Source organism: Companilactobacillus crustorum JCM 15951, assembly GCF_001434585.1.
Lineage (GTDB): Bacteria > Bacillota > Bacilli > Lactobacillales > Lactobacillaceae > Companilactobacillus > Companilactobacillus crustorum.
In genome coordinates, this window is the sequence record NZ_AZDB01000001.1 from 1 (window position 1) to 26597 (window position 26597).

23 protein-coding genes are annotated in these 26597 nt (G+C 35.4%); 13 read left to right on the forward strand and 10 right to left on the reverse strand.

Annotated elements, in window-relative coordinates; translation table 11 throughout:
- Positions 1-467: 467 nt before the first annotated feature.
- Together FD26_RS00005 and FD26_RS00010 are read left to right on the forward strand one after the other, a co-directional pair.
- Positions 468-926 (forward strand): hypothetical protein, encoded by a 459-nt coding sequence (locus FD26_RS00005; RefSeq protein WP_057866399.1) that lies wholly within the window; start codon positions 468-470, stop codon positions 924-926.
- A gap of 171 nt (positions 927-1097) precedes the next feature.
- The gene (locus FD26_RS00010; RefSeq protein WP_057866400.1) at positions 1098-1919 is read left to right on the forward strand and encodes an SLAP domain-containing protein; all 822 of its coding nucleotides are present in this window, start codon (positions 1098-1100) and stop codon (positions 1917-1919) included.
- Between the two features lie 298 nt (positions 1920-2217).
- On the opposite strand, the gene FD26_RS00015 is transcribed toward FD26_RS00010, so the two are convergent.
- The 4 genes from FD26_RS00015 to FD26_RS00030 all read right to left on the reverse strand — a co-directional run bounded on the left by FD26_RS00015 (position 2218) and on the right by FD26_RS00030 (position 7150).
- Positions 2218-2466 (reverse strand): P8 family protein, encoded by a 249-nt coding sequence (locus FD26_RS00015; protein WP_057866401.1) that lies wholly within the window; start codon positions 2464-2466, stop codon positions 2218-2220.
- A 355-nt stretch (positions 2467-2821) separates the two neighbouring features.
- Entirely contained in the window at positions 2822-4243 is a 1422-nt protein-coding gene (locus tag FD26_RS00020; protein WP_057866402.1) for a hypothetical protein, read from the reverse strand.
- A gap of 81 nt (positions 4244-4324) precedes the next feature.
- Positions 4325-5764: an APC family permease gene (locus FD26_RS00025; RefSeq protein WP_057866403.1), complete on the reverse strand. Its 1440-nt coding sequence runs from the start codon at positions 5762-5764 to the stop codon at positions 4325-4327.
- A gap of 21 nt (positions 5765-5785) precedes the next feature.
- The gene (locus FD26_RS00030) at positions 5786-7150 is read right to left on the reverse strand and encodes an aspartate aminotransferase family protein (protein WP_057866404.1); all 1365 of its coding nucleotides are present in this window, start codon (positions 7148-7150) and stop codon (positions 5786-5788) included.
- A gap of 537 nt (positions 7151-7687) precedes the next feature.
- Here FD26_RS00030 and FD26_RS00035 point away from each other — a divergent pair.
- Positions 7688-11494, forward strand: coding sequence for a BspA family leucine-rich repeat surface protein (locus FD26_RS00035; protein ID WP_057866405.1), 3807 nt, complete (start codon positions 7688-7690; stop codon positions 11492-11494).
- A 101-nt stretch (positions 11495-11595) separates the two neighbouring features.
- On the opposite strand, the gene FD26_RS00040 is transcribed toward FD26_RS00035, so the two are convergent.
- Positions 11596-13317: a pyruvate oxidase gene (locus tag FD26_RS00040; protein ID WP_057866406.1), complete on the reverse strand. Its 1722-nt coding sequence runs from the start codon at positions 13315-13317 to the stop codon at positions 11596-11598.
- Between the two features lie 195 nt (positions 13318-13512).
- Here FD26_RS00040 and FD26_RS00045 point away from each other — a divergent pair, with 195 nt between their 5' ends.
- On the forward strand, positions 13513-14034 hold the full coding sequence (locus FD26_RS00045; RefSeq protein ID WP_057866407.1) for a DUF308 domain-containing protein: 522 nt from the start codon (positions 13513-13515) through the stop codon (positions 14032-14034).
- Here FD26_RS00045 and FD26_RS00050 read toward each other — a convergent pair whose 3' ends face one another.
- Positions 14035-14403 carry a hotdog family protein gene (locus FD26_RS00050; RefSeq protein ID WP_057866408.1) on the reverse strand — a complete coding sequence of 123 codons (369 nt, stop codon included), beginning with the start codon at positions 14401-14403 and terminating at the stop codon, positions 14035-14037.
- 112 nt (positions 14404-14515) lie between these two features.
- Here FD26_RS00050 and FD26_RS00055 point away from each other — a divergent pair, with 112 nt between their 5' ends.
- The 3 genes from FD26_RS00055 to FD26_RS00065 all read left to right on the forward strand — a co-directional run bounded on the left by FD26_RS00055 (position 14516) and on the right by FD26_RS00065 (position 18562).
- Entirely contained in the window at positions 14516-15973 is a 1458-nt protein-coding gene (locus FD26_RS00055; protein WP_057866409.1) for an AMP-binding protein, read from the forward strand.
- A gap of 775 nt (positions 15974-16748) precedes the next feature.
- Positions 16749-17174: a MarR family winged helix-turn-helix transcriptional regulator gene (locus tag FD26_RS00060; protein WP_057866410.1), complete on the forward strand. Its 426-nt coding sequence runs from the start codon at positions 16749-16751 to the stop codon at positions 17172-17174.
- Positions 17171-18562 carry an MDR family MFS transporter gene (locus FD26_RS00065; protein WP_371862039.1) on the forward strand — a complete coding sequence of 464 codons (1392 nt, stop codon included), beginning with the start codon at positions 17171-17173 and terminating at the stop codon, positions 18560-18562. Before FD26_RS00060 ends, FD26_RS00065 begins: the two co-directional genes overlap by 4 nt.
- Here the strand turns inward: FD26_RS00065 and FD26_RS00070 are convergent.
- A complete protein-coding gene (locus FD26_RS00070; RefSeq protein ID WP_057866412.1) occupies positions 18550-19302 on the reverse strand; it encodes an alpha/beta fold hydrolase in 753 nt (250 codons plus the stop codon). The genes FD26_RS00065 and FD26_RS00070 overlap by 13 nt on opposite strands.
- A 73-nt stretch (positions 19303-19375) precedes the next feature.
- Positions 19376-19651, reverse strand: a complete 276-nt coding sequence (locus FD26_RS00075) for a hypothetical protein (protein WP_057866413.1) — start codon at positions 19649-19651, stop codon at positions 19376-19378.
- A gap of 597 nt (positions 19652-20248) precedes the next feature.
- On the opposite strand from FD26_RS00075, the gene FD26_RS00080 reads away from it, so the two are divergent.
- The gene (locus FD26_RS00080) at positions 20249-20869 is read left to right on the forward strand and encodes a hypothetical protein (RefSeq protein ID WP_057866414.1); all 621 of its coding nucleotides are present in this window, start codon (positions 20249-20251) and stop codon (positions 20867-20869) included.
- Positions 20870-20904: 35 nt separating this feature from the next.
- Positions 20905-21702, forward strand: a complete 798-nt coding sequence (locus tag FD26_RS00085) for a hypothetical protein (protein WP_057866415.1) — start codon at positions 20905-20907, stop codon at positions 21700-21702.
- A gap of 307 nt (positions 21703-22009) precedes the next feature.
- Here FD26_RS00085 and FD26_RS00090 read toward each other — a convergent pair whose 3' ends face one another.
- Positions 22010-22300, reverse strand: coding sequence for a hypothetical protein (locus tag FD26_RS00090; RefSeq protein ID WP_057866416.1), 291 nt, complete (start codon positions 22298-22300; stop codon positions 22010-22012).
- Positions 22301-22914: 614 nt separating this feature from the next.
- Here FD26_RS00090 and proB point away from each other — a divergent pair.
- The 4 genes from proB (at position 22915) to FD26_RS00110 (ending at position 26050) form a co-directional block, all read left to right on the forward strand.
- Entirely contained in the window at positions 22915-23724 is an 810-nt protein-coding gene (proB, locus tag FD26_RS00095) for a glutamate 5-kinase (RefSeq protein WP_057866417.1), read from the forward strand.
- A 24-nt stretch (positions 23725-23748) separates the two neighbouring features.
- Entirely contained in the window at positions 23749-24171 is a 423-nt protein-coding gene (locus FD26_RS00100; protein WP_057866418.1) for a MarR family winged helix-turn-helix transcriptional regulator, read from the forward strand.
- A gap of 183 nt (positions 24172-24354) precedes the next feature.
- Complete coding sequence (locus FD26_RS00105; protein WP_057866419.1) at positions 24355-25602, forward strand: glutamate-5-semialdehyde dehydrogenase; 1248 nt, start codon at positions 24355-24357, stop codon at positions 25600-25602.
- On the forward strand, positions 25583-26050 hold the full coding sequence (locus FD26_RS00110; RefSeq protein WP_057866420.1) for a GNAT family N-acetyltransferase: 468 nt from the start codon (positions 25583-25585) through the stop codon (positions 26048-26050). Before FD26_RS00105 ends, FD26_RS00110 begins: the two co-directional genes overlap by 20 nt.
- A gap of 87 nt (positions 26051-26137) precedes the next feature.
- Here the strand turns inward: FD26_RS00110 and FD26_RS00115 are convergent, their stop codons facing one another.
- Positions 26138-26473: a hypothetical protein gene (locus tag FD26_RS00115; protein ID WP_147000165.1), complete on the reverse strand. Its 336-nt coding sequence runs from the start codon at positions 26471-26473 to the stop codon at positions 26138-26140.
- Positions 26474-26597: the final 124 nt, after the last annotated feature.

Below are 26597 nucleotides of genomic sequence, written 5' to 3' on the forward strand. Positions count from 1 at the left end.
ATTCGGATTAAATTTGCAATCTACCTTATGATTAAGAATATTTTCTTTCATGGCTTCTTTTAAAGAAAAATACATAACCTTTTGTAATTGAAGATTAGTTATCGATAAATTATTGTCATTAGCAACAGCAATAATATGGTGTGCAAATTCATTCATTGACATAACTAATAAAGCCTCCTTTTTACTCATTCTATCACGTGAGATTACTTAGATGGTATAAAACCACACATTAAAATAGTATATATCCACCAAAATAAGTATATCATCTTTCACAAACGTATGTTCGATAGAAGCCGTTTTTAAAATAAAAAGTCGAACTTACATTATATTTGACCTTTTCATCGGTTTCTCTCACGGACAAATAATAACATGTTTAAATTTTTAAAGAAACCAGATCATCATTTATTCTAACGGCTAATAACGGCTATAATATTAGGGTTGAACAAAAATAACGAAGGGAAGTAATTATGTCTGAGGACAAACTAAAAAAACATACAACTCGTGCCATTTGGATTGCCTGTATTTTAATCTTGTTACTAGCTTTTGGCATTCCTCAAGTCTATCGCAATTATCATTCTGCCCCCTACTGCTATTCTTCGGGCAGCCAAATCACACTAGAAAATGATGACACTCACAAATTAAATAAATACCAAAAACAACAGTTTACCAAAATTGCTAAAATGGCTGTCGATCAAAAAGACGGTCCTTTCAACTGGAAAAACTATCGTAAGGTCTCTCTAGACGTCTACAAGATGAAGAAACCTTCTGAATATGGTTTAATTTACAAAATCAAACCTGTCATTCGTTCCAGACAGCACACCATAACTACTTCAATCATCGTCAAACTAAACAATCGAAATCTCAAAAGCTATCACAAGTTCACCATTAAGGGCTATTCTTCTGACTTTTCCAATTTCCTTGATTAATCAAAACTTCTTCATCGTTTTTTCATAGTTCTGAAATAAACTAAAATAGTAAAAATTTAATTCTAAAGAATTGATAATGTTTCTATTAACTGTTTCTTAAACCTATTGCGCAAATTGCTATTGCATTATAGGTTTACTATGAACCGCAAAATAAGACGAGGAGGTAAAACGATGAAAAAGAGAAAAGTTTTAATCGGCTCAGCATTAGCACTTTTAATTGCTCCAACCGTTCTGTCTAATTTGTCGCCTCAGACCGTAAGTGCGGCAGATACAACAGAAGTTTCTCTAGTAGGGACTGTTAATGGCAGTGGTGTTTTGGTCGATGACCAAGGTCAAGCTATTACCAGTACTTTTCTTCCAAACAATAGTGCTTGGAAACTTGGCAGCACAAAACAAATCAATGGCGTAACTTATTATCAAGTTGGTGCCAATGAATGGATTGCTGCTAATAATTTGAATATCACTAGTCAACAGGCACAGACTCAAGCTCAAGATACAACTTATAACAATCAAATTGCTAATTCTGGACAAACTGGAGTTGCTAAATGGAATGCTGCAGTTGTGAATAGTCAGGGACAAACTATTACTGGCGTAACCTTGCCAACTGGTAGTTCTTGGAACATTGGTTCAACCGTTACTATCAATGGTTCAAGTTACGTTCAAATCGCTACTGACGAATATGTTGCTACAAGCGACTTGACTATTGGCTCAACTGCCGCTGCCACAGAGCAAGCAGAACAACCAGTTGTTGGAACCATTGTTAATGGTCCAGCTAATGTCTACGATACTTCAATGGATTCTTTCTCAGGCCGTCAATTACAAGATGGCTCCCAATGGAAAGTTGGCCAAATGGTTCAAAATAAATATGGCTACACTTTCTATCAAGTTTCTAATAATGAGTGGACTCAAAGTTCCAATATGCAATTGAACCAAGCTGATGCTCAAAACAATGTTCAAAGCGAACCAGAATTTGCAACATCAGTCACTCAATAATTAGGTAGGTTGAGCTTTTTGTTGGTAGATTTCACATTTTCTTCACATTTACCTACTATTATATAAGTTGGTAAACAAGGATATGAAGTTTTACTAATATATAATAAACAAACTAAGACAATCTTCCTCCCTAATCACAGAAGATACTCGATCCCTCTAAAGTTAAACTTTAGAGGGATTTTTATATGGTCATAATTATTATCATGATATACATTTAATAAAGCTATTTATTTTAAAAAATTGCATAAAAAAAATCCTTTAGACGCCACAACTCGGAGTCTAAAGGAAAATTAAAGATTTATTTTTTAAGGTTTTTTTCGATAAAGTCGCGTACTTCTTCATCCTTCATATCGAGGAATGGTTTTTCAGCTTCTTCAGTCTTAACTGTATCGTGATTGTTGTTCTCCATGAAATAATCCCAGATTGCGTCACGAACAACTGTATCATCATCGCTCCAGTCGAAAGCCTCACTCATCTTTAGGTTTAATACTTCTGGTTCTTTTGCAATGGCTGCATCAGCCATCTTTGATGGATCTACTTCTGCCATAATTCAACAACCTCCTTAGTTACAAGACCTATTATAGTTCTAATCTGAAAAAGTGACACACTAAATGCCTATAATTTTTATCATTTTATTAATTGGCATCATCTTTTCACTAATAAAAGCCAATATCATCAAGATTTATAAATAAATAATACTTTTTATACAAAATGTACTACAAATTCGATTGAAATTTGAGTTTATTACTTGACAATATCATGATATACTTAGGACTCGCAACTGAATATAACTTATATTGTTAGTTTTCTCCTTACAATTGAGCTAACAATAAAGGGCCGCTATCTACTTTGATAGTGGTCCTTTTTTATTGTAATTTGCAAGAAACTATTTTTGTTTTCTTCTACTTATCTGCAATAACAAATTCATTTGTTGCCACACGGTAAGCTTTAATTGGATCTTTATAGCTTCCTAAGTATGCTACACGATCTACCTTCCAGTTTGTATTCGCAGCTAGAGCCCGATTTTTTACTGGTTCATTTTCTGAATTTACTAAGCTGGTTAATTTGGTTGTCTTATAAGTATCTGAATCTTTTTCATAGACGTAAGCATCACTAGCTTTGGCCCATTCATTTGTTGCTACTCGATAGTAACGTTTGCCATTAAAATTCAACATTTGATCCGTGAACCAATTACTATTTGGTGCCAACGCACGATTGGATATTTCTGTTAAACTGTTGTTTTCAAACTTATACAGTTTAACCGCCGGTTGATTTGGATGCGTCGAAATTGTTTGTTCAAGATAACCATAGCCTATATTGGTTTCACCACTAGACGTGGTACCGCCATTGCTATGCGTCTGATTTTTAGTATAGGTTACTTTTTGGTCAGGGTTTACGGTAATACCATCTCTAGTAGCTGTCGCTAAAACTGTCTTTTTATCCGCAGTATATCCCGAAACTTCGGGAACATTCACAGACACAGCAGTATCCCCAATTGTTCCTGTCACATCTTTTGCTACTTCATTGCCAAGATTAGAATCAATTGTTACATCTGCTGTTATTTTATCCTTGGAAGCAACTTCCCTTCCATCTATCGCTGATTCCACATATTCTCCATCCAAGTTGCTGCCTACATAATTAGAATCTTTCACAGGCCAGTCCAAGTCCTGTATCGACACATATTGAATAGATATATTATCATAATCTTGAGAGAGCCATTCATTATCTTTTTCAGACAAGCAAAAAAAATATTTTCCTGTTGACAAATCTCCTTGATTTGGCGACCTTGCAATATAGTTAATTCTCTGGCCAACGCCATACGTAACTTTACGACCTGAATCAGTAAAACTTGTTCCATTATAATTATAGGTTTCAAGGTTTTCACCACCAGACGTTGTAAACGAAGGGATTGCTCCTAGTTTTATTTCTGATGGAATTGTTATTTTAATTAAAGGAGCGCTTTTATACTTTCCTTCCTTATCTTCCTCTACTTTTGCCATAACTGTATCGCCAAGATCTCCAGAATAACTATATGTAAACACACCAAACTTAGTTGTAACTTCCAGCTTTCCTAATAAATTCATTCTTTCTACAGAAAAGTTTTTATTAAGTTCAATATCATATTTAACATCATTATCCAAAGTATAGCCTTTTATAATTTGTTTATAATCATCGTTACTGGAGGATGAAGTATCGTCATCTACCGCAACAGTTGACTGTGTTGCAGCCTGTACATTCATCTCATTACTTAATGACAGATTTCCAACAAATCCCAAAGCACAGGCGGCAACCAACAATCCCAAATACTTTTTTTCAACTTTCATTAATTTCCTCCTCAATAACTTCCATTAATTTAATAATAATACAAAAAAACACTTCTTATAAAAAAGAAGTGTTTTTTTGTATTATTTTTTAAATTTTTTGCCCAAGCTCGAATGATGCATGCCATAAGTGAAGTAAACAACTAAACCAATAGCAAACCAAATCCCAGCATACATTTTAGCCTGAATATCCAAGCCCCAGAAAATTACCAATGATCCAACAAATCCTAACGCTGGCAAAATTGGATAAAATGGAACTTTGAAATCTGGCATAGCAATATCTTTTCCTTCGCGTTTTCTCAACGGATAAATTCCTAAGGAAACAAACATGAAAGCAATTAAGGTACCTGCTGAAATCAACTGAGCTAAGAAAGCAAATGGGCAAAATGCACCAATTAAAATACCAACAACGGTTAAAACAAATAATGCATGATTAGGCAAACCTTTACTATTCAATTTACCTAGCCAACTTGGTAACATTCCATCGCGTCCAAATGAATAAACCAATCTAGAACCAGCCAACATCATTCCGATTAAAGCAGTAAACATCCCAACAACCGCAATGGCTTGAATCACGCTAGCAACAATCGGATGTCCTGCATGTCTCAAAGCCCAGCCAACTGGTTCGGCGTTATTAGCATATGATGAATATTTGAACATCCCCACAAGTACTAACGCTACGGCCACGAATAAAACTACGGCAATTAAAAGTGATCCTAAAATTCCTCGGGGCATTGTCTTACCTGGATTTTTAGCTTCAGCTGAATTAGCAGCAATAGAATCAAATCCAATATAAGATAGAAAAATCATTGATACACCGGCGTAGATACCTTGCCAACCGCCAAAGGCTGTTCCATCAGGATTAACATGATATTTAGGAATAAATGGTACATAATTCTCAATATGAATGGCCGTTAGACCAACAACAATAAATGTTAAAATTGCTACAACTTTTAAAACAACTAAAATATTTTCAACTTTAGCAGCTCCACTGGCACCATGAGAAATTAGCCACGCCACAGCTGCAATAACTAAAACTGCAACAATATCGACAATTCCACCATTATCGCCAAAGGTATTGGCAATTGCATTAGGAAAATTAATTCCCAAGGGTTGCAACAAACCTCGGAAGTTTGCTGACAACCCTGAACCAACAAAAGCTAAGGCAATGAAATATTCAGCTAACAAAGCCCAACCGGCGACCCAGCCAAAGAACTCGCCAAACATTACGTTGATCCATGAATACGCAGATCCAGCGAAAGGCATGGCGGCAGCCATTTCAGCGTAGGCAAAGGCTACTAAACCAGCGACGATCGCTGCAACAATAAATGAAAATACTACTGACGGTCCCGTATGTTGAGCGGCAACTACCCCTGGCAAAGTAAAGATTGATGTGGAAACAATCGTCCCAACACCTAATGCCAAGAAATCTTTAACAGTTAAAACTCTTACTAAATGTGAATCTTTATCTTCATAAATACTCGGATCTTCCTTTAAGGTTAAACGTTTAAAAAAATCACTCATAAAAAATACACTCCCCTTGATTTACCAACCAATTTTTTCGTTACTTGGAATAATTACTTGATTATTTTCTGCTGCGGCAAAAGCGTCATCCAATATATTCAACGCTTTGTCTAATTCATCACGTGTTATGACTAGTGGCGGCTGAAATCTTAAAATATTTCCCTTTAGCGTAATCATAACGACCCCATGCTGAAACGCATAATAAATAACTTTATTGGCAAAATCAGGATTAGGTTCTTTGGTTTGACGATCTTTTACTAATTCAATTCCACCATCAAGCCCATACATTCTCACATCCCCAATTTCTGGGTAATGTTTTTGCATTTCCAAGAATTTTTGCTCAGCATATGCGCCATCAATCGTCGATTTCTCAAGCAGATTTTCTTCTTTTAAAACATCCAATGTGGCTAGCGACGCTGCACAGCAAACCGGATTTCCTGCAGTCGTAAAAGTATGTGCTGGCGAATCTAGACTTTCCATAATTTCTTTTTTACCAATCGTAGCACTCAAGGGCATTCCAGAAGCTAAGGACTTACCAACGGACATCAAGTCGGGTTCGATGTCATTGAATTGTTGATAGCTCCACATTTTACCAGTTCGCCCCATCCCCTGATTAATTTCATCAACTGCAAAGAGGATTCCATTTTGATGACAGAATTCATAAACCAATTGCATAAATTCTTCCGGAGCTTTGCGAATTCCACCATCACCTTGAATTGGTTCAATTAAGACACAAGCCACTTCATCAGCTGGCAGGAAACTTTCGAATGGCTGTTTGAATTCATCAAAATATCTTAATGCGACATCATGTTCTGTTTCATGAGGATACTTTCGATACAAATCAGGATATGGAACATGTACAACTCCTGGTAACAAAGGGCCCATTTTTCGGGTCATATTCAAGCTAACGCCTGAAAGAGTCATTGAGCCAAAAGTCGAGCCGTGATATGAATCCATAAACGAAACGATATATGGACGTTCTGTATATGCTCTAGCAAATTTAATAATAGCATCATTTGCTTCAGAACCAGAGTTAGAAAAAGCCACTTGTTTATCCACCCCAGGAACTGACTTAGCTAAACGTTCAGCCAATTTTTGTCCAGGGCGATGATGAAAATAGGCCGGTGTGTAATGAATCAGTTCTTCGGCCTGCTCTTGAATAGCTCTGACAACTTTTTCATTCGTATGACCAACGTTAATAGCAGATGCACTAGCCAACAAATCAATATACTCATTTCCGTCAGCATCGACCAATGTCGAATCGTGAGCTGACTCTATAACGAGATCATAATAATTGATTCTTGAAGCACTTGCGTAGTACTTATTTTCATGCTTAATCAATCGATGATCCACCTCGTGATCATGATCTACTTTGTACGTCGTCATAACAACACCTCCTAAAATTATTTTATTAGTTGAAATATTGATATTCTAATTGTTTTTTAATTTAGTTGCAAGAACTTTTATTTGATTTCAATGTATACGAATAAGCAATTTACTTGAATAACAGCATTTGAAATCGCTATCTAAAAAGTCTAAAAATTAAATTGTTTTTAATTTTGCATACTACTATGAAACTGGAGGTAGAAAGTACACCACTAAAGAACCCTGTTCTCTATAATTATTTTCAAAACAAACAGCCAAGTCTCAACAATTGAGACTTGGCTGTTTTATGGAATTAAATTCAAATAATTGCTTAAAAATTAATTTAAAAATTAACTAAATTAACAGTATTTTTCATATTTATAACGATATTTATGGCATTATCACTTTCTAATAAATTCTATATTTAGAAAAAGAATGTTTTGCATTTTGAACCATTTCTAGAAAATATTGCTTATCATATCTGAAAAAGTCTCTCTTAAATCAATATTATAATTTTGATGTAATCATTATTGTATATGAGAGGATAGAGGAATAATTATGAGATTTGAACAGCTTAAGAAAAATTCTAATGTCATCGTTAGAAAAAAACTCGTTAAATCAAAAAAGAATTGGATCATCGTTTCAAGTTTATCAATTGTTGGAGGGCTCATGCTTTTAGGGTCAACTACCACTGACGTTTCGGCCGCTACTACCACATCGACCACTATTGAAAAAAGCGTTAATACTTCACCATCTGCATTAGCCACCCAAGATAGCAACAATAAAAAAAGCACTCCAGCATCAACTAATAATTCAACCACGGAGACATTACCAGCAACTTCTACAAACACCACAAACACTTCAACTACTACAGCCAAAACAACTTCCACAGTTCCAACTGAAACAACAACTGGCTCTACTACGGACACACCTAGCTCAGAAACAAACGTTAATAATTCAGCTCCAACAAATCCTACTTTGAATGACAGCGGACAAGCTGGCTTCACTAACTGGAACTTTGACAAAGGTAATTTATCAATCGACGGTGGCACTCTTCCCGAGGGCACTGGTAAGCCCGATGACACTCGCTGGGGTGGACATTCTCAAGATATCAGTTCTATTCAAATAACTAGTCCAGTTAAAGCCGCTAAGGACTCATCTTATTTATTTGCCAATATGCCTAAGCTCACTACTATCTCCGGCTTAGAAAATCTTGACACTTCAAGTACTACTAATATGGAAGGAATATTCAAAAACGACACTTCATTAGATTCTGTCGATTTTTCAAAGAACAATGTTCATTCCGTAAAAAATTTCAGTAAAGCTTTCGAAAACGACTCTAAATTAAAAAAAGTCATTTTTCCATCTGACAGTCACGCCAATGCTGCTCTAGTAAATGATACTAGACATATGTTTGCTAACGATAAAAGTCTTATTGATCCTGGTGTTAAAGATTGGCAAGTTCATCTATTATTATTCACAGCGGGAATGTTTAAGAACGACGATCAAATCCCCACTTTCGATATCGGAGGGTGGTTAATGAATACTTCTGTCAATACTGGTAATTCCTCAATTGGTGAGGGTATGTTTGATGGAACTAATTTCCAATCGATTATTTTCAATAATTACGCCGTTTTTTCTCCAGAAACAGCTTTAACATCTCAACGGGGCAACATCTGGACCTCTGTTGAACCCGCCTACACTGATGGCTCTGTCGCACATTTTTCCGGTATTCCCAATTCCTCAAGCGACAAAGGATTAGGGTCTTTATATAAACAAACCAATAATAATCTACAAAACTCTAAAACTTTTGTAACCAATAATCATCTTACCAAGTTAACTTACAATCCTACTGTAGATGACTCTACAACTAACATCCCTAATTTGATTACACTTCCTACTAATGTTGGCGATCAATCATTCGTCGCTATCGGTACTGTCGGCATAACTAGTTCAGTAGATGTTCCTCAAACTATCATCGTTGATGGGCACAAATACAAAACAGATACTAAGACCGTGACTGCCAAATTTGGTCAAACCACAGCAACCGCTGATCAAACGGTTACCTACACTAACGTTAAAGTTGCCGGCGGAACAGTTGAAATACCTACCAATAACGGTTCATCTGTTTCCCTAACTGTGCCAGATGGAAATGATGGCGATACAATTGACATCGACGTTCCAGTAGACCAAATTCCTAAGGGATATCACAGTATTCCTACTAAGGTAACGATTAAATATAGCGACGATTCAAGCAATCATTTACTACCAGATACTAAGGAAATTCAAATCTCCGGTGACAAAGCTCAAGGTGGCCCATATACTATTCCCACTTCAACTGCTAACAAAACAATTTCAGTTGTCATTCCTAATGGGGTCGTAGGTGGTTCTGTAACCATCAAATTACCTGATAAAACGGGCTATAAACCTGTGGACAATAAAGGCAATGAAAAAACCGAACTCACTGGTACTTTCGACGCCGATGGTACTTTTAAGCCTGATCAAAGTATTATCTATATGGGTCAGCCCGCTAAAGACACTACCGTTCATTTTAAATTGCCTAATGGCAACGATATTATCTCAACTCTTCCCAGCAACAGTAAAGTCGGCGATAAAGTTACGGTCAAAGTCCCTTCAGTACCTGGCTACGTTGCAGATGATGGCACCAACCAAAATATTACTGAGGTAACTGGTACGATTGATAACAATGGTAATTTTGCTCCTGACAAAAATATCACGTATACTGGCAAGCATCTAAATTCGATAAAAATTTCTGATACCAAAACTGACACTAATAAAGTTGAAGTTCAGTCAGTAGACGTTAAAGATAACGCTGCTATTAAGGTTGGCGATAAAGTCACTATTGCAGCTCCTAAAATTACCGGTTATAAACCTAATATTCAACAAATTAGCGGGACTTTACAAGCAGATGGTACTCTCGCCGATGCAACCAATTTAACTTATACACCTATCGAGAATAAGGCTATAACTCTGACCGTCAAAAAGCCTGATGGTACTACGACACAACTTACAGTTCCTGCTGGTCATTATAATGAAGATACAACCGGTAAAATTATCAGTCCTGATGAAATTAAAGGCTATGACAAAACTTCAATCTCTTATGTTTATGGAGCAGACGGCACGCCAATTTTAACTGATCTTCAAACCAATCAAACGATAACTTCTGACCAAACGCTAGAATATACGGCCAAAACAATTCCCACTAAGGTCATCTCTTTGCCATCTAATAGTCAAGGTAACCAAACACTAAAAATCCCTACTGGCAAAGTTGGCACTACTTCACAATTAGACGTTCCATCTATTCCCGGTTATACCGCCAAGAAAGTTAAAGTTAATTATTTGCCAGATGGACCAGTCGTTACCGACCTTAATGGCAAGGAAATTAGTGCTTCTAATCCTATTATTTATACTGGTGATCCAGTGCCCTCACAAACAATTTCGTTACCAAGTAGTCATGGTGAAAAAACTATTACAGTTCCAGATGGAGCGGTCGGCGATACTTTAGATACAATAGCTTTGCCTGATATTCCTGGATACGTTACTCCCAAAATAAAAGTTCACTACACCGTTGATGGTCCAATTATCCTAGATTCTGACAACAAGCAAATCTCCCAAGATCATCAATTGCAATATCTTGGCGTTGATAATCCAGCTTCAACTATTACCATTAAAAATCCCGATGGAACTACAACTAACATTACGATTCCAGACGGACATTACGGTGATAAAGATATTACTATTACCGCTCCTAAAATTCCTGGTTATAACGCCCCTACCCTTCAAGTTTCCTTTGGCAAGGATGGCAAACCAATTATTACTGATTCAAAGAAACACCAAGTAACAGCTAACGAACAAATCAGTTACACTCATATCAGCTCAGGTGGTCATTCAAGCAATACTAAGCCTTCTACAAATAACATTTCTAATAAGTTAGAACAGCAAAATATCACTATTGCCACATATAGCGATCAACCAGCAGTTAAATTATATGCCTTCAATAATTCAACTATGAGCATCGTTAAGAATCGTAAACTGGCTTCTCAATCAGATTGGTATAGTGATGAGAGCTTAACTTTAGATGGCATTGAATACTTCCGTGTTGCCACAAACGAATGGGTCAAAGCCAGCCAAGTTTATATCTATCAAGCAATCCAAAGAACAATTAGAACTTATCCTCAAGCCAATAAAATCTTGTACAAAGCCGAGGGAACTTCTATTTCTTATCGGGAGATCTCAGCCAATTCGGACTGGTACACTGATCAGATTGCTTACATAAACGGAGAAAAGTATTATCGAGTCGCTACTAATGAGTTCGTTAAAGTTAATGATGCTCATTTACTTTAAAATTTAATTATCGATTTTCAAAAAAATAAGGAACTGAAAAATTTGAGTATCAAAACTCATTTTTTCAGTTCCTTATTTAATTACTCTTAAAAATTATTATCTTATAGGAATGAACGAAGAATTTCCTTCATTGGTGGCAAGGCTGGTAGGGACTTTTTATCAATTACGTGACCCAAACCAAACTTAGCATATCCTTGTGCTTCATCCATCATGATCTTACCAGGAAGTGGTGCTTCGTCTGTTACCGCTACATCCAACAAAACTGGTTTGTCAGGATGACGATATTTAGTAATAGCCTCTTTGAATTCAGCATCTGTCGTGATTCTTTCGCCAATTCCGCCACAAGCCTCAGCAACTTTAGCAAAATCAATCTCTGGCAAACTAATACCGTAGTTTTGTTGACCAGCTGACTGTTGTTCATATTCAATAAAGGCTAACAGTTTGTTATTTAAAACGATATAAAGCATTGGCAAGTTATACTTCACAGCTGTAGCAAAGTCTTGCATGACCATTGATGTAGCTCCATCGCCGGCAATCGCATAAACTGGACGATCAGGGAAAGCATTCTTAGCCGCAATAGCTCCTGGCAATGCACAACCCATCGTTCCTAACCAAGCTGAAATTGTATAGTCTTGACTAGCCTTGGCAGTTAAAAATCTAGCACCAAAGGCTGTTGAAGTACCGACATCAATTGACCAAATTGTATCGCTAGGAGCAATTTCACTAATATTATGGAACATTAATGATGGCAAGACACCGTCGTGTTTCTTAGTATAAACATCATGCATCCAGCTACGCCATTGTCCCATCTTGGAAACAGCTGTATCTAAGAAGTGCCGTTCAGCTACAGGTTCGCCTAATTCATTTAAACGAGTTAAAACTTCCTTAGCATCTGCTTGCACAGCAATGTTTACATGACGACGTTTGCCTAGTCTGTCCGCATTAATATCAATTTGAATTGCATCAACTTTTTTATTCAAATATGGAGCATAAGGATAATCCGTTCCAATCATAATAACTAAATCAGCTTTTTGCATCATTTCAAACGCTGGCTTAGTTCCCAACTTACCTAATTGGCCCAAATTGTAAGGATGATTATCATCAACTAAACCTTTAGCAGGCATTGTTAAAATAACTGGCAACTTATACTTTTCAATAAACTCTTTGGTTTCTTTTTTAGCATCTTTGATACCCACGCCAGCCAAGACAATTGGATTTGAGTGAATCTTCATCATATCCAAAATTGCTTTGATTTTGGTATCGTCTATTTGATAACTTTCTTTTTCAATATCATTGTTTGGTGTGAAGTTATCCTTAATCATATGATCAGGAATATCATCCGGAATCGTCAAAACTGCTACGCCCTTTTTGGCAATGGCAGTTCTAATAGCTTCATCCATAATTCTTGGCAAAGATTGTGGGTCCATAATTATTTTGTTATAAACTGCCACATCGTCAAACAAAACATGAGTATCGACTTCTTGGAAATAATCCGTATTAAGCAATTTAGATTGTACCTGACCCAAAATTGCTAGAACTGGCGCATGATCCATCTTGGCATCATAAAGACCATTTAATAAATGAATTGCACCCGGTCCACCGATAGATAAACAAACGCCTAATTTTCCAGTTAATTTAGCATGAGCTGAGGCTGCTAAAGCAGCAACTTCTTCATGCAAGACATGGGTAAACTTTATCTTATTTTGAACCCGATATAACGCATCAATTGTTGTATCGACTGAATCCCCGGGCAATCCATAAATATTATCTACACCCCATTTATTCAAAACCTCTACCATTTTATCAGAAGCACGAACAGACATAATAATCCCTCCTAGTATCGTTTACTTATAACGTACCACACCCATTTCACAATTAAAGTATTTTGCTCATTAGCGATATCAGTGTGCGCTTATATCTTGATAAATAATTTTGTGAAATAATCGTTTATGATTAATTCTATTTATTGTTATTTCTGTTATCATTATATTATAGATTATTTAGGGGGAGCAAAAATAATGGTTCGACAGTTTCAACTGTATCGATGGTTACGTTTCATTTTTTTACTGGTAGCTGGGACTTTAATAGTTATTGCACCAATTAAAAGTTTGAATATTATCATCTATATTGTTTCTAGCTACATCGCCATTTATGGAATACTTTCTATTTTTGATGGTTTAAGCATTCGAAAAAGCACTGGAGAGAATAGTATTACTATTGGTTTGGGAATTGGCGCATTATTCTTAGCCTTGGGCGTACTGCTCTTCGCTAAATTTTTTGTTACCTTAGTCCCTCCAGTCTTAGGTATCATTTTATTAGTTAATGGAATTAACCAATTTCGTGATTCTCATGAGATGTCAAAAAGGGTTCATATTCGACCATACCTGGATTACTTTTACTCAGCACTCTTAATGCTGGCAGGTATCGTCTTCATATTGAACCCTTCTAAGACAATTATTTTTATTTATCAGTTATTCGGATTAAGCCTCGTAGTCCTAGCCTTTTTCGAAATTTTAAACTCCAGAATCTATCGCAATTAACTAGATCTGGATTTTTTTTAACGTTACAGTACTTAAACTGTTAGTAATTGCACTCTTTTCGTAGTGCGTTGTTGTTTGCCAGGTTTGAACATTCTCACCATTTCTTACAGAAATAGCCTCTACAATCAAGCAACCTAATTTGAGCGTATTCAAATTATGTAAGGAGACACCTAAAATTGCAGCCGAATTATTTTCGGTAAGATTTAAATTAGCACCAATACTTGCTGCAGTCTCTGAAAGCATCGCATTGATAATTCCTGTTTTATTTTTTTCCATTTGCAGATGTTCTTGGGTTAGATCCATTTGCAAAACCACTTTATGTCTACCCTGTTCAACTACTTCTATCCCCATATCTTTTAACAAGCTCATTTTATACCTCAATTTTTTTCAATAATTAGTATCTTTATCTTAAATAAATGTTTTACAATTTATATATGCTGTTTTAAGCGTATCAAATTTTTCAAAGAAAAGGGGTCAAATTTTGGAAAACTGGTTGGTCAAACGTGCAAAACTTAATCCTAACAAAATTGCACTCATTTTAGAGCATGCCGATTTCACCTTTGGAGAATTAAATTCAACCGTCCAATTATTTGCTAGTAAATTGTTTACCAGTGGCATTCGAAAAAATGACCCTGTAGCATTATTTTCTGACAACTGTTTTAATGGCTACGTTGCCATTCTAGCACTTCAACAGTTAGGAGCACGAACAATCTTCTTGGATACTGAATTATCCGAGAAAACTTTGAACTATCAAATTAACGACTGTCATCCTAAAACAATTCTAATTAGTGATTCGGCTAACGATAAGGAACTCAAAAACATTCCTGGAAATAAACTTCTTATGTCCGAAGTTTTAAGTCTTGAACCAGCTAAAGACTATCATTTTATTTCTGAATTTAATAGCAGCCAAATTGCTTCTATTTTTTACACGCCAAGCGCCGACCACAATGACACGGGAGTTATGTTAACCTATGGAAATTACTTTTACTCTGCCATGGGTACAACCTTAAATCTAGGTATCAATCGTCAAGATGCTTGGGTACTGACTTTGCCAATCTTCAATGTTCCGGGATTCTCTATCATCATGCGTTCTCTAATTTATGGTATTGGCGTTTATCTAATTGATGGATTCGACATTGAACAAATCAACAAAGTTTTAATCAATGAACGGGCTACAATTATTTCCTTAACTCCTCCTCTATTACGAGCCTTATTGAATACACTTCCCCAAGGAAAAAAGTATAACGATAATTTCCGGTGTGTCTTTTTAGGCACTGGACTGATTGATAATTGGACTTTGCTAAGATGCAACATGCTAGAAATCCCCGTATTGCATTCCTATGGCATGACTGAAACAACCTCTAATATTTCAGCCCTAAGCTTCAATGATGCCGAAATTAAAGCTGGATCTTGCGGACAGCCATTCTTCACGGAACAAATTCGAATAACTAATATTAATCAAGACAACATTGGTTCTATTGAAGTAAAATCTCCAACCATTGCTATCGGTTATTTAAATAAGCGTCCTCTCTATTTATCACGTTTTACCAAAGATGGTTTCTTTAAAACCGGCGATGTTGGCTACTTAGATGATGATAACTTTTTATATTTAAAGGGACGTCAAGCTGATTTAATTTATTCAGGCGATAAAATAATCTATCCTGAAGAAATTGAAAATATTTACCGAAGCGTGAATGGTATTTTGGATATTTGTATTGTCGGAATTACTGGGCCAGGAAAGAAACAGTTGCCTGTAGCCTACTTAACTGTAAAGGATAACGCCTTTTTAACCGGAGCTGACCTGAAAGAATTCGGCCAGCATAATTTGGTTAACTATCAAGTACCTATAGAGTATCGTCTGATTTCCGAATTTCCAAAGACTACTGGCGGAAAAATCATGCGTAATCGCCTATTTAATTTAAAGTACAAATTAATATAATAAAACCTACTAACACTTGAATGAATTTCAATCAAAGCTTAGTTATAGCGTGAATATACATAATTGATGTGGTTGAAATATGCCATCGTCCGCAAAAAATCTGTGGGCCACTGGAACGTGGTGGACACGACTTAGAGCTAATAATTCTACACTTCGTGTATAATTATGGATCTCTAAGCTCGGTCTTCTACTAACCTTGCTTCGCAAGCTAAGTAGAATATCACCACTGAGGGCCCACAGATTTTTTACTACCGATTAAGTCCTTGGTTCTAATATTATTGAATAAATTTGCAGTGTAGGGATTTTTGTCTCTGTATATATAGAAACTTTAAATAAAAAAACTGCCACTATTAGGTATTCCAGACATACAATTATGCTTGGATTCCTTAATAGTGGCAGTTTTTATTTGTTATTTAAAATTTACAATAATTAATGAATAAAGTAGGAGTCAGTCCGGAGCAAAAATTGGGAATGCGTTCAGCTATGAGATCATTGTTAGTGGCTTTGCCGGTTACAATGAGGCCGAGTTTGGAAATCCATTATTTTGCACAAAGTGTAAAATAATTAGTTTCAAACCGGCCCATAGCGTTCCAACAGCATTCCCAATTTTTGCGGAGGACGGGAATTTAAAATACTCATGCTATAACCAAACTTGAGAAAGAACCATTTTGTTCAAATATCAGCAGCTTTTTTATTTTTACTTGAAATCCAATTTTTTTCGGTGTAGCATAGTTAATCGTTAGTCAACTAACAATTTTTCAAAAGGGAGCTTTACATGGCAAAAAAATATACTAATACATTACTAAAAATAGCTTCCAATCGTATCTCTAAAAAATTCGATAATTTTGCTAAAGAATTCGATACGACTTGGATGCAAATGTCAGTTATTGATTACTTAAGCCGTCGTGGCGATCAAGAAACATGGCAAAGAGATATTGAAACTGAATTTTTCATTCAGCGATCTACTACAACCGTTCTTCTGCAACGAATGGAAAAAAAGGAACTCCTATATCGCACAGCTTCTACCCTTGATGCCCGTCAAAAATCCGTTCATTTAACTGATAAGGCTTTACAACTTGAAACTAAAATTAACGATTACATGAAACAGCAACAAGAAATACTGGAAGCTAATTTTTCAGGTGAAGATATTCAAACCTTTGAAAAAATTCTTAACTTCTATATTGATGGAGGTAACAAATAATGTCTCAACAGGAAAAAATCCCTTTAAAAGTACTACTGGCAGTCATTGCTACCGGATTGATGTCATTTTGCGGCGTTATCGTTGAAACATCAATGAATATTTCCTTCCCAACTTTAATGAAGGAATTCAACGTTACAACTTCAACCGTTCAATGGATGACTACAATTTATTTGTTAATTGTTGCCATTATTGTTCCGTTGTCATCTTTCTTCAAACGAAATTTTAAAACCAAAAGCTTATTTATCTGTGCCAATTTATTTTTTATTTTAGGTATTCTAATCGATGCCATTGCTCCAGCCTTTCCAATTTTATTACTTGGACGAGTAATCCAAGGCCTCGGAACTGGAATTGCTTTGCCATTGATGTTCAATATTATCTTGGAAAATGTTCCTGATAGTAAAATTGGTCTCATGATGGGAATTGGAACTTTAATTACCGCAGTCGCTCCAGCCATTGGACCTACTTTTGGCGGTCTAATTGTTAGTTCTATGGGCTGGCGCTATATTTTTGTAATTCTTCTGCCTATTTTAATTATTTCATTCTTCCTAGGTACTAAAAATATTCAACAAAAAAGTCAAATTCAAAAATCTAAATTTGACCTCCTAAGTTTAATTTATTTAATTTTTACATTTAGTGGTCTCATTTTTGGTTTCAGTAATATGAGCCAGTTTAATCTAGTAACTGCTTTGGCATTTATCGTCGGAATTATTGGTCTAATTGGTTTTATTCTTCGTTCTAACAAAATCGACAGTCCTATCATTAACCTAAAAGTTCTGAAAAATCATACTTTTAGCAGTCACGTATTGAGCTTTTTCCTTTTTCAAATTCTCTCATTAGGTTTTGCCTTTATTTTGCCTAACTATATTCAATTAGTTAATGGAGATTCAGCCACCATTGCCGGTTTAGCAGTCTTTCCTGCTGGAGTTATTGGTGCCATTTTAGCTCCCTTGGGTGGTAAAATTCTTGACGAAATGGGCGCTCGCAAACCAATTCTCTTTGGCGTAACTTGTGCCGATTTATCGTTAATTATTTTTACTATCTTTAGTTTGAAATTAAGCAATACTTTGATTATTTTTGTCTATATTCTCTATATGTTTGGAATGGGAATGTCCTTTGGAAATATTATGACCAATGGTTTGAAATACTTGCCTAACCAAAATCAAGCTGACGGCAATGCTCTTTTCAATACTTTGCAACAATTTGCAGGTGCAACAGGGACTTCGATCGTTTCCGCTATCATTGCCCAAAGTCAAACCAATTCACACCTTAGCACTAAGGTCTCTACAGCAATTGGTAGTCAACATGCCTTCATTGTTTTAACAATTTTAGGCCTTATTAATTTGCTTATTTTATTCAAAGCAATTCCTAAGGAAAATCATTCTAAATAGTATTCAAAAAAATTAGCAATTTTATCCATTAGTCTGGTTTCAACTAAATGACCTGCTTTATACCCGGTTATAAAGGCCACTTGTTGGGCATAGTCCTCCCCATGAACTCGATCAAAAAATCCTTTCGACATTGTATATGGAATTCGACAATCATTAGTTCCATGCCAAAATAACAGTGGCCGACCAGCGATCTTTTCAGGCTGCAAGCTTAAATCATAATTAGCAATCCAACTAGTCAATCGTTCTAAATCATCCGGTATATAAATATTTCGTTGCAAGGCATTAGTTCTAACAAGTCGGGCGTAACCACTCAAATCGGGTGTACCCATAATAATTGTGGCAGCTGTTATTTCTGGATGGGCAGTCAACAAAGCTCCAGTTGTCATGCCTCCCATTGAATAGCCGCCTACTCCAATCTTTTGGTCTTTAATCAATTTTTGAACATTATAATAATCTCTAATTAAAGCAAATTCTGCTAGATTTCCCTGAATACTATCCCAAAAGGTAAATGAAGGGATAGAAGAAATATCCGTCAATCTTTGGCCATGATTCATAGCATCGGGCAAGATTACACGGATATTTTTTTGTGCTAATTTACGTGCTTGAGTTAAAACTAACTCTTTACTAGAACGCCAACCGTGATAAAAGATAACCAACGGTAACGGTTTGTGAATTCCATTATTGGAAACCACTTCCAAAATAGGAACATCTTGTATTAAATGTTGATAAATTTTCACCATATTTCCACCTCATGCCAATAATATCATCACTTCCACAAAAAAAAGCAGGAATTAAAAATATTCCTACTTTATATTAAATATATGGAAGATTACGATTTTTGATTTTAAAAAGCAATTCTTCAACATCACGATTGTAGCGATGTCCTGTATTCATATCAAATTCGACTAACTCTTTTCGAAATTTAATCAATTCAGACTCTAAATTCTCATTATATTCTAGTAATTTTAAATGCTTAAAAACTAAATTAATTAGCGACCTTTCAGAACCCAAATTGAAAGACCCAACCGATTCTTCGACTGAGCGAATAAAGTTATCTCGCTCGACATCTGAAACTTTAACCTGTTTCAAAATGTTACCACCCTTCTATTTTTCTAACATCTACCCAATATGCATTTTTTTCTCATTTGTTACTGCTTATTATGTACCCTGGAGCTACAATTGTGGTTCCAGCTTTATATAAAATATTTATAGTTTTTTGAATTTGTAGTATACAAATAGCTATAAGTTTATTCTTAAATTATGACACGATAAATATTGCCTGTCATGCTTCTTCACAAAGTCAACAAAATAATATATTTATTAATCATCAAGTTTTTAATATCTTGCTATTTTAATCAAAATATTTTTTATTAATTATAGAAATGTTTTTGAATAGGCTTTATAATTAATTTGGTTATATAAGCGAGATGTATTAACCTAACAATATTTTCATTGTTATCCTTTTTAAAGTAGTACTCCTTCTCAACTGCTTAGGAATCAGAGTTAGTGGTAGGCTTTGATTTTAATTTCTCGCAAAATAAAGGCTAGTGGTAGGCCTTTATTTTTTTGTCACATTATGTCCTTAAATAGAAAAATATTCTTTAATCATGGAAAGAAACATAAACTTATGCTACACTATTGAACTTGTTAAGCATTCATTATCAATAAGTTTATATCGGGGGACATATGTTCAATAAATTCAATCAACAAGCAAAGAAGCCGATCACAATCATTGCATTTGTTGCTTCTTTTATTTATTTTGGCTTTTTTAGATTTTGGATGATTCCATCCGGGGACGACTATTTTTGGTGGGGCAACCAGGGAACTTACTTGCTTTACCACGGTTTCTACGGGCCGCAAGCCACTTATGGCGGCAGCAGCAATGGCCGTTATTTTGGAAATCTTCTGGAAATCATCACCATGCATCGACTTACCTTAGCGGTTTTAGCTTACGCTATTGGCTGGACATTATTAATCTGGTGTATTTGGAAACTATCAGGTAAAACTATTGCCTCATTGCTGCTTTCCCTTTTATTTGTTTTTACACTTCAAGGCGGATTCATTAACAATGTTTTAGCTTGGAATGCAGGTTTCGTAAATTATGTACCACCAATGATTTTAGTATTACTTTACCTAATTGTTCTAGAATGGGACATCCCTAGTAAAGTTAAACTTTTTATTCCAATCTTAACTTTATTATTAGCCTTTTCTGCCGGTCTGTTTGATGAAAATATGACAATTGCCTCAGTTATTTTGGCAATACTAGTCATTCTTTATTATCGTAAAAAACTAAAGCACTTCATATAACATACTTAATTGGTGCAATTCTATCAGCTGTCATCATGTTCATCCATCGTGGATATCATGAAGCTAGCATTTATCGGGTAACCACCTTTAATCCCAATAAAATTTGGCAAGATTACGGTACTGTAACTCACTTTTGGCTAGTAACTTTTAATATTGCACTAATCGTTGCTATCCTCTTAGCTATTTTTAGCTTAACTGTAAAATCAAATTTACCAGTCATCAGAAAATGGTTAACCGCTATCGTTGCCGCAATTTTTTTAGTCTATTACATTTTCATCAATATCTATTTAAAAACCATTCCATTAAATGACGGCTATAGCTACAACGCTTTGGATCCTAAACTGTGGAATCGTGAAGGAATAATTAGTGTAATTTTTATATTATTTATTGCTTACGCTATCTTTACCTTCTTTAAAACTGATCCTAAGATGTGGCTCTATGTCCTTTTGATCGGTGCTATCGCAGGACAATTATTATTCGTGGAATCACCAGTTAATCCTCGAGGTTATTTCTTAACTTATATCTTCATGTATTTAATAGCTATGAAGTTTGTCCTTAAAGCCCTAGATGCAATTAAAGTTAATCAGTACGTTATTAATCTTGCACTGTTACTTGCCCTAATCTTTATGGGCGGAAACTATCAAATTAAAGTTCATACCAATTATGTTGCCAATTTAGAACGAGTAAATCATCCTCAATTTTATAAACGTGGCGTTCTCTTTAGCAAACATATTCCCTATCGAGAATTTGTTTGGACCAATGATCTAACCAATCAGCAGAGTCCTACCTACTGGAACCTTTATTTAACAAAACACCATCTTATAAAAAACTAAAGTTACTCCCTTGTTCAATCGTATTTTACGGTTGAACTTTTTTAGTAGCCAAAATTAAAAACTATATCTTGATAAGAAAAGGGGCAAAACGAATCAAAGGGAGTTGGTTCATTTCGTACTATGCAGTTATCCTACCATTCACAATAATATATTCTTTTAGATGTCTATACATATCATATACATTAAAAGTTATTTACCAAAAATGATTTTTTCATTAATAATGTTTAAACATATTTTTAGAGAAAATTATATATAAAAATACAGAATAATTAAAATAAATTAGCTTATTCAATCATTCTGTATTTATTTATTCTTTATTTTCATTATTATTATATTCAGGGTCGTCCAGATCTTCAGCAATGTCGACGCCGTACAAATTATTGACTGCAGCATCCTTATCAGCTGGGTGAACAACAACGATGGCGATAGCACCCTTGCTGCTAACATATCCTACGAAAGTCGTTACCTCTTCAACATAGTATGGCAATCCATCGGAATGGATAATATATTGCCCTGCGACTGGCATGCTTTCGATGTAAACTTTGTTCATTCGGATATAATCGTCGCCGTCATGAAGCATAATTAATATTTTGTACATGAAATACACCCTTTTCTTATTCTACCTATTGTTCTATCGTAATAGTATTGGAAAATAATTACCACTTTAAAAATCATGGTTCTTAGAAAAGTTCGGTTACAACTAAAATTAACTAAGTAGTTTAAGAATGCCGTCGTCCGTGAAAGCTCTGTGGACGCTGGAACGTGGTGGGCACAGATTTAAGCCGATTGAAGTTCATAATCGTCTTAAATACTGGCCTTGTTCTAAGTGGTTGCACCACCAAGAACAATTTCACCACTGAGCATCCACAGAGTTTTCACTACCAACTAGTTTTTATTTTCTAACATTGCTAAGTAAAATTGTAGTATCTGGAATTCTTATAATTCTATATTAATTAAAATTTTATTATCCAGACTCAAAGATATTTAATACACTAGTCCGGAGCAACAAAGAAAATGGGCTCGGTAGTGAGGTTCTACTTAGCTTGCATAGCAAGGTTAGGAGAAGGCCGAGCTTGAAGACTGTTGGCAACGCCAAGAGGCTCCAAGTCGTGCCCACTACGTTCCAGCCCAGTTTTCTTTGTTGCGGAGGACGGCAAATTTACACTGTAACCGAACTTGAGTAAGAACCCAAATCACTATGAGGAAAAAAACATGCAAAATAAGCGCTCTATTTTTGCTGATCGAATCGTTGTCAAAATTGGTACCAGTACTTTGATTCGCCAAAACAGCAAAATCAATTTAACTGTTATTAAGGAACTAGCTCATGTTTTAAGTAAACTAAAACAAGCCGGAAAAGATGTTGTTCTTGTTTCATCGGGTGCCATTGGCGTCGGCATGGGCGTTTTAAATATCGAGAAACGTCCAATCAAAATTTCCAAACAACAGGCCGTTGCTGCCGTAGGTCAAGCTGAATTAATGCAAATATATAATGAAGCTTTTCATGAATACGGTATGTCAGTTGCCCAAATGTTGATCACACGTGATATAATCGATTATCCGGAAAGTCACACTAATGTGATGAATAGCTTTCAAGAACTACTATCAATGGATAACACTATCCCGATAGTCAATGAAAACGATACTGTTACTGTTTCTGAATTGGATCATCATACAAAGTTCGGCGACAATGATCAATTATCAGCTATTGTGACAAATTTAGTCGATGCTGATCTTTTAATCATGCTATCTGATATTGATGGTTTCTATTCTGCTAACCCACTTAAAGTTCCTGATGCTCATTTGGTTCCTCAAATTGGTACAATTAGTCCCAATATCATCGCTGCTGCAGGTGGTCATGGAACTAAATATGGTACTGGCGGCATGACAACCAAGTTAAAAGCAGCTGAATTAATTTTGAAACATAATCAACAGATGGTCCTAACCAATGGTAAGAATCCCGATATTATTTTTAATATTTTATCTGGCGAACCTATCGGAACTTTATTTTCAAAAGCACAATAATACTCAACTATTAGGAGGATAATAATGAAATCAGAATTTCCAATTGAAAAAGCCATTATTAACCTTATAACAAGTTATAAAAATTTAATTTCCAAAAAGATGCGACCACTTGGACTCTATCCTGGCCAAGATATGATTCTTTTAGAGTTACTTAAGCAGGATGGCATTTCTCAGAATAAGCTAGTCGTTGAGCTCTGCGTTGATCATTCTACAATTGCTAAATCAATCAATCGGATGGTCAAAAGCGATTTAGTCAAAACTGTTAAATCCACCAAGGACAAACGAGTGACTTTGGTCAGTTTAACTACTAAAGGTCGCAAAATGGCACAGCAGGTCGAAGCTATTTGGTTAGAATCAGAACAAAATGCTACCTCGGGTCTTAGCTCGGAGGAACAACAGTTATTTATTGAATTGATTAATCAGATAACTAAAAATTTAAACAAATAGCATTTTATGTTGACGGCAACATAAATAAATGGTAAATTAGCACTACGTTGACGGCAACATATTAAATCAGCGCTTCAAAAAATTAAATTTACTTAGACATTAATAGTGGATGCAGCCGTCCACTATTTTTTTGTACAATGCTATACTTAGAGATAATTAGAAAGCGTTTTAGGAGTGATAAAAATGACGAATCTTGAAAAAATGGGTCAAAATGGACAACGTGCTGCTTTTGAATTAGGTCAATTGGGTACGCAAAGAAAGAATAACGCCCTTTTAAACATGGCTAATGCTTTAGTCATGAATACGGACAAAATAATTGAAGCTAATAAAGAAGACATTGCCAATGCCAAAAAAAATGGCATCAAAGAGGCTATGATCGACCGTCTCCTTTTAACTCCTGATCGAATCAATGATATGTCAGATGGCTTACGTCAAGTCATGGATCTACCCGATCCTATTGGCAAAGTTGATCGTGGATGGGAAACTGTTTCCGGTTTGGATATTACTCAAGAACGAGTACCTTTAGGAGTTATTGGCATGATTTATGAGGCTCGTCCTAATGTTACCGTTGATGCTGCTGGTCTTTGTTTCAAAGCTGGTAATGCCGTTATTTTGCGTGGTGGCAAGGAAGCTATTAATTCTAATATCGTTCTCTCCGAAACTCTTCGCTCAGCTTTAAAAGATTCCAATATCAATCCTGATGCAATTCAATTAATTGACGACGTCAGTCATGAGACTGCACAAAAAATGATGGAATTGACTGAATATATTGATGTTTTGATCCCTCGTGGCAGCGGTAAATTTATTAAAATGGTCGTTAACAAGGCTAAAGTTCCTATTATCGAAACTGGTGCCGGTAATTGCCATATCTACGTTGACAAAGATGCTGATTTAGAAAAAGCTCTAAAAATAATTATCAATGCCAAGGTTCAACGTCCTTCAGTCTGCAATGCCGCTGAAAAAGTTATTTTGCATAAGGACGTTGCCAATAAATTTTTGCCAAAACTATTTGCTGCCCTTCAAGCTAACAATGTTGAAGTTCGAGGAGATACTTTGGCCAAGGCTATTGTTCCTGAGATTGTTCCCGCTACTCCAGAAGATTGGGGTACTGAATATGACGACTACATTATCGCCATTAAAATAGTAGATTCACTTGATGATGCTATCAAACACATCAATAAATATAATACCAAGCACAGTGAATCAATTATCACTGAGAATTATTCTGCTAGTCGCAAGTTCATGAAACAAATCGATGCTGCCGTAGTTTACTCGAATGCCTCAACTCGTTTTACTGATGGACAACAATTTGGCTTCGGGGCAGAAATTGGTATCAGTACTCAAAAGCTACATGCTAGAGGACCTATGGGTGCTAATGAATTAACTACAACTAAGTATTTGGTGCAGGGCGATGGACAAATCAGACATTAAAATAATTCCTTTCCAAAAAGCCACTGCTGAACACTATCATTTAATGTTAATGGCTGATCCTTCCAAAACAATCGTCAAGAGTTACCTACCACGTTCTTACAAATTTGAACTTGTTGCGGATGCAAAGTTGCTAGGATTAGTTTTATTAATTGATACTCGACCTGAAACGATTGAAATCGTCAACTTAGCTGTGGCTGAAGAATTCCAAAATAGTGGCTATGGGGAAAAGCTAGTCCACTTTGCACTCCATTGGGCTCAAAAAAATCACTATCATACTGTAGAAATTGGCACTGGCAGTACTAGCTTTGCCCAACTCTATTTGTATCAAAAATGTGGTTTTCGAGTTGTCAGCATTGACCGCGATTTCTTCGTTGATAACTATCATGAACCAATTATCGAAAATAAATTAGTTTTAAAAGATATGATCCGCTTAAAAAAGCAGCTGTAACAAAATTCATTGTTTAATTATAAAAGGGTGCAATATTCATAATACGAATATTGCACCCTTTTACATTAGTTACACTCTTATTTTTTATTAATTAGAGTTTTTTCTAGACAAAGCAACTGAATTTTTAATGAACTTATAAATATGTAAATCTTTAGCAATCAAGATCATATCGCCTACCATCACAGCAAATACAATTACTGAGAAGAAAAGGATTTGATTGAATGAGCCTGCATTTAGCTGAAAGCCTTGATATCTTAAATCAGTTAACAACGCATAAACTATATAGCCAATGATCAAAAATTCCAATAGTTCAAAAGGTCCTTGAAAACGAACGCCAAATTTTTGATTCAGTTTTTTGTCTAAAGTATTTAATTTTTCATCTGAAAAGAAAGATAATTCTATGATTGTGTTTCTCATGTTCAAAATTATTTCCAAAAGTAATAACAAAAGCCAGAATAAAAATACCAACATGAATCCTATAAAATAGTCACTAGATAACATCATTTTTCCTTTCATCTATCTAGCTTAATTTTAATACATCCTCAAA

Excerpts from the sequence above, each read along its gene's own strand:
- FD26_RS00045 (WP_057866407.1), top strand. The coding sequence starts at position 13,513 with ATGGTTCGACAGTTTCAACTGTATCGATGGTTACGTTTCATTTTTTTA.
- FD26_RS00070 (WP_057866412.1), bottom strand. The coding sequence starts at position 19,302 with ATGGTGAAAATTTATCAACATTTAATACAAGATGTTCCTATTTTGGAA.
- proB (WP_057866417.1), top strand. The coding sequence starts at position 22,915 with ATGCAAAATAAGCGCTCTATTTTTGCTGATCGAATCGTTGTCAAAATT.
- FD26_RS00090 (WP_057866416.1), bottom strand. The coding sequence starts at position 22,300 with ATGTACAAAATATTAATTATGCTTCATGACGGCGACGATTATATCCGA.
- FD26_RS00060 (WP_057866410.1), top strand. The coding sequence starts at position 16,749 with ATGGCAAAAAAATATACTAATACATTACTAAAAATAGCTTCCAATCGT.
- FD26_RS00080 (WP_057866414.1), top strand. The coding sequence starts at position 20,249 with ATGTTCAATAAATTCAATCAACAAGCAAAGAAGCCGATCACAATCATT.
- FD26_RS00015 (WP_057866401.1), bottom strand. The coding sequence starts at position 2,466 with ATGGCAGAAGTAGATCCATCAAAGATGGCTGATGCAGCCATTGCAAAA.
- FD26_RS00100 (WP_057866418.1), top strand. The coding sequence starts at position 23,749 with ATGAAATCAGAATTTCCAATTGAAAAAGCCATTATTAACCTTATAACA.
- FD26_RS00035 (WP_057866405.1), top strand. The coding sequence starts at position 7,688 with ATGAGATTTGAACAGCTTAAGAAAAATTCTAATGTCATCGTTAGAAAA.
- FD26_RS00085 (WP_057866415.1), top strand. The coding sequence starts at position 20,905 with ATGTTCATCCATCGTGGATATCATGAAGCTAGCATTTATCGGGTAACC.
- FD26_RS00110 (WP_057866420.1), top strand. The coding sequence starts at position 25,583 with ATGGACAAATCAGACATTAAAATAATTCCTTTCCAAAAAGCCACTGCT.
- FD26_RS00010 (WP_057866400.1), top strand. The coding sequence starts at position 1,098 with ATGAAAAAGAGAAAAGTTTTAATCGGCTCAGCATTAGCACTTTTAATT.
- FD26_RS00030 (WP_057866404.1), bottom strand. The coding sequence starts at position 7,150 with ATGACGACGTACAAAGTAGATCATGATCACGAGGTGGATCATCGATTG.
- FD26_RS00040 (WP_057866406.1), bottom strand. The coding sequence starts at position 13,317 with ATGTCTGTTCGTGCTTCTGATAAAATGGTAGAGGTTTTGAATAAATGG.
- FD26_RS00105 (WP_057866419.1), top strand. The coding sequence starts at position 24,355 with ATGACGAATCTTGAAAAAATGGGTCAAAATGGACAACGTGCTGCTTTT.
- FD26_RS00020 (WP_057866402.1), bottom strand. The coding sequence starts at position 4,243 with ATGAAAGTTGAAAAAAAGTATTTGGGATTGTTGGTTGCCGCCTGTGCT.
- FD26_RS00025 (WP_057866403.1), bottom strand. The coding sequence starts at position 5,764 with ATGAGTGATTTTTTTAAACGTTTAACCTTAAAGGAAGATCCGAGTATT.
- FD26_RS00005 (WP_057866399.1), top strand. The coding sequence starts at position 468 with ATGTCTGAGGACAAACTAAAAAAACATACAACTCGTGCCATTTGGATT.
- FD26_RS00050 (WP_057866408.1), bottom strand. The coding sequence starts at position 14,403 with ATGAGCTTGTTAAAAGATATGGGGATAGAAGTAGTTGAACAGGGTAGA.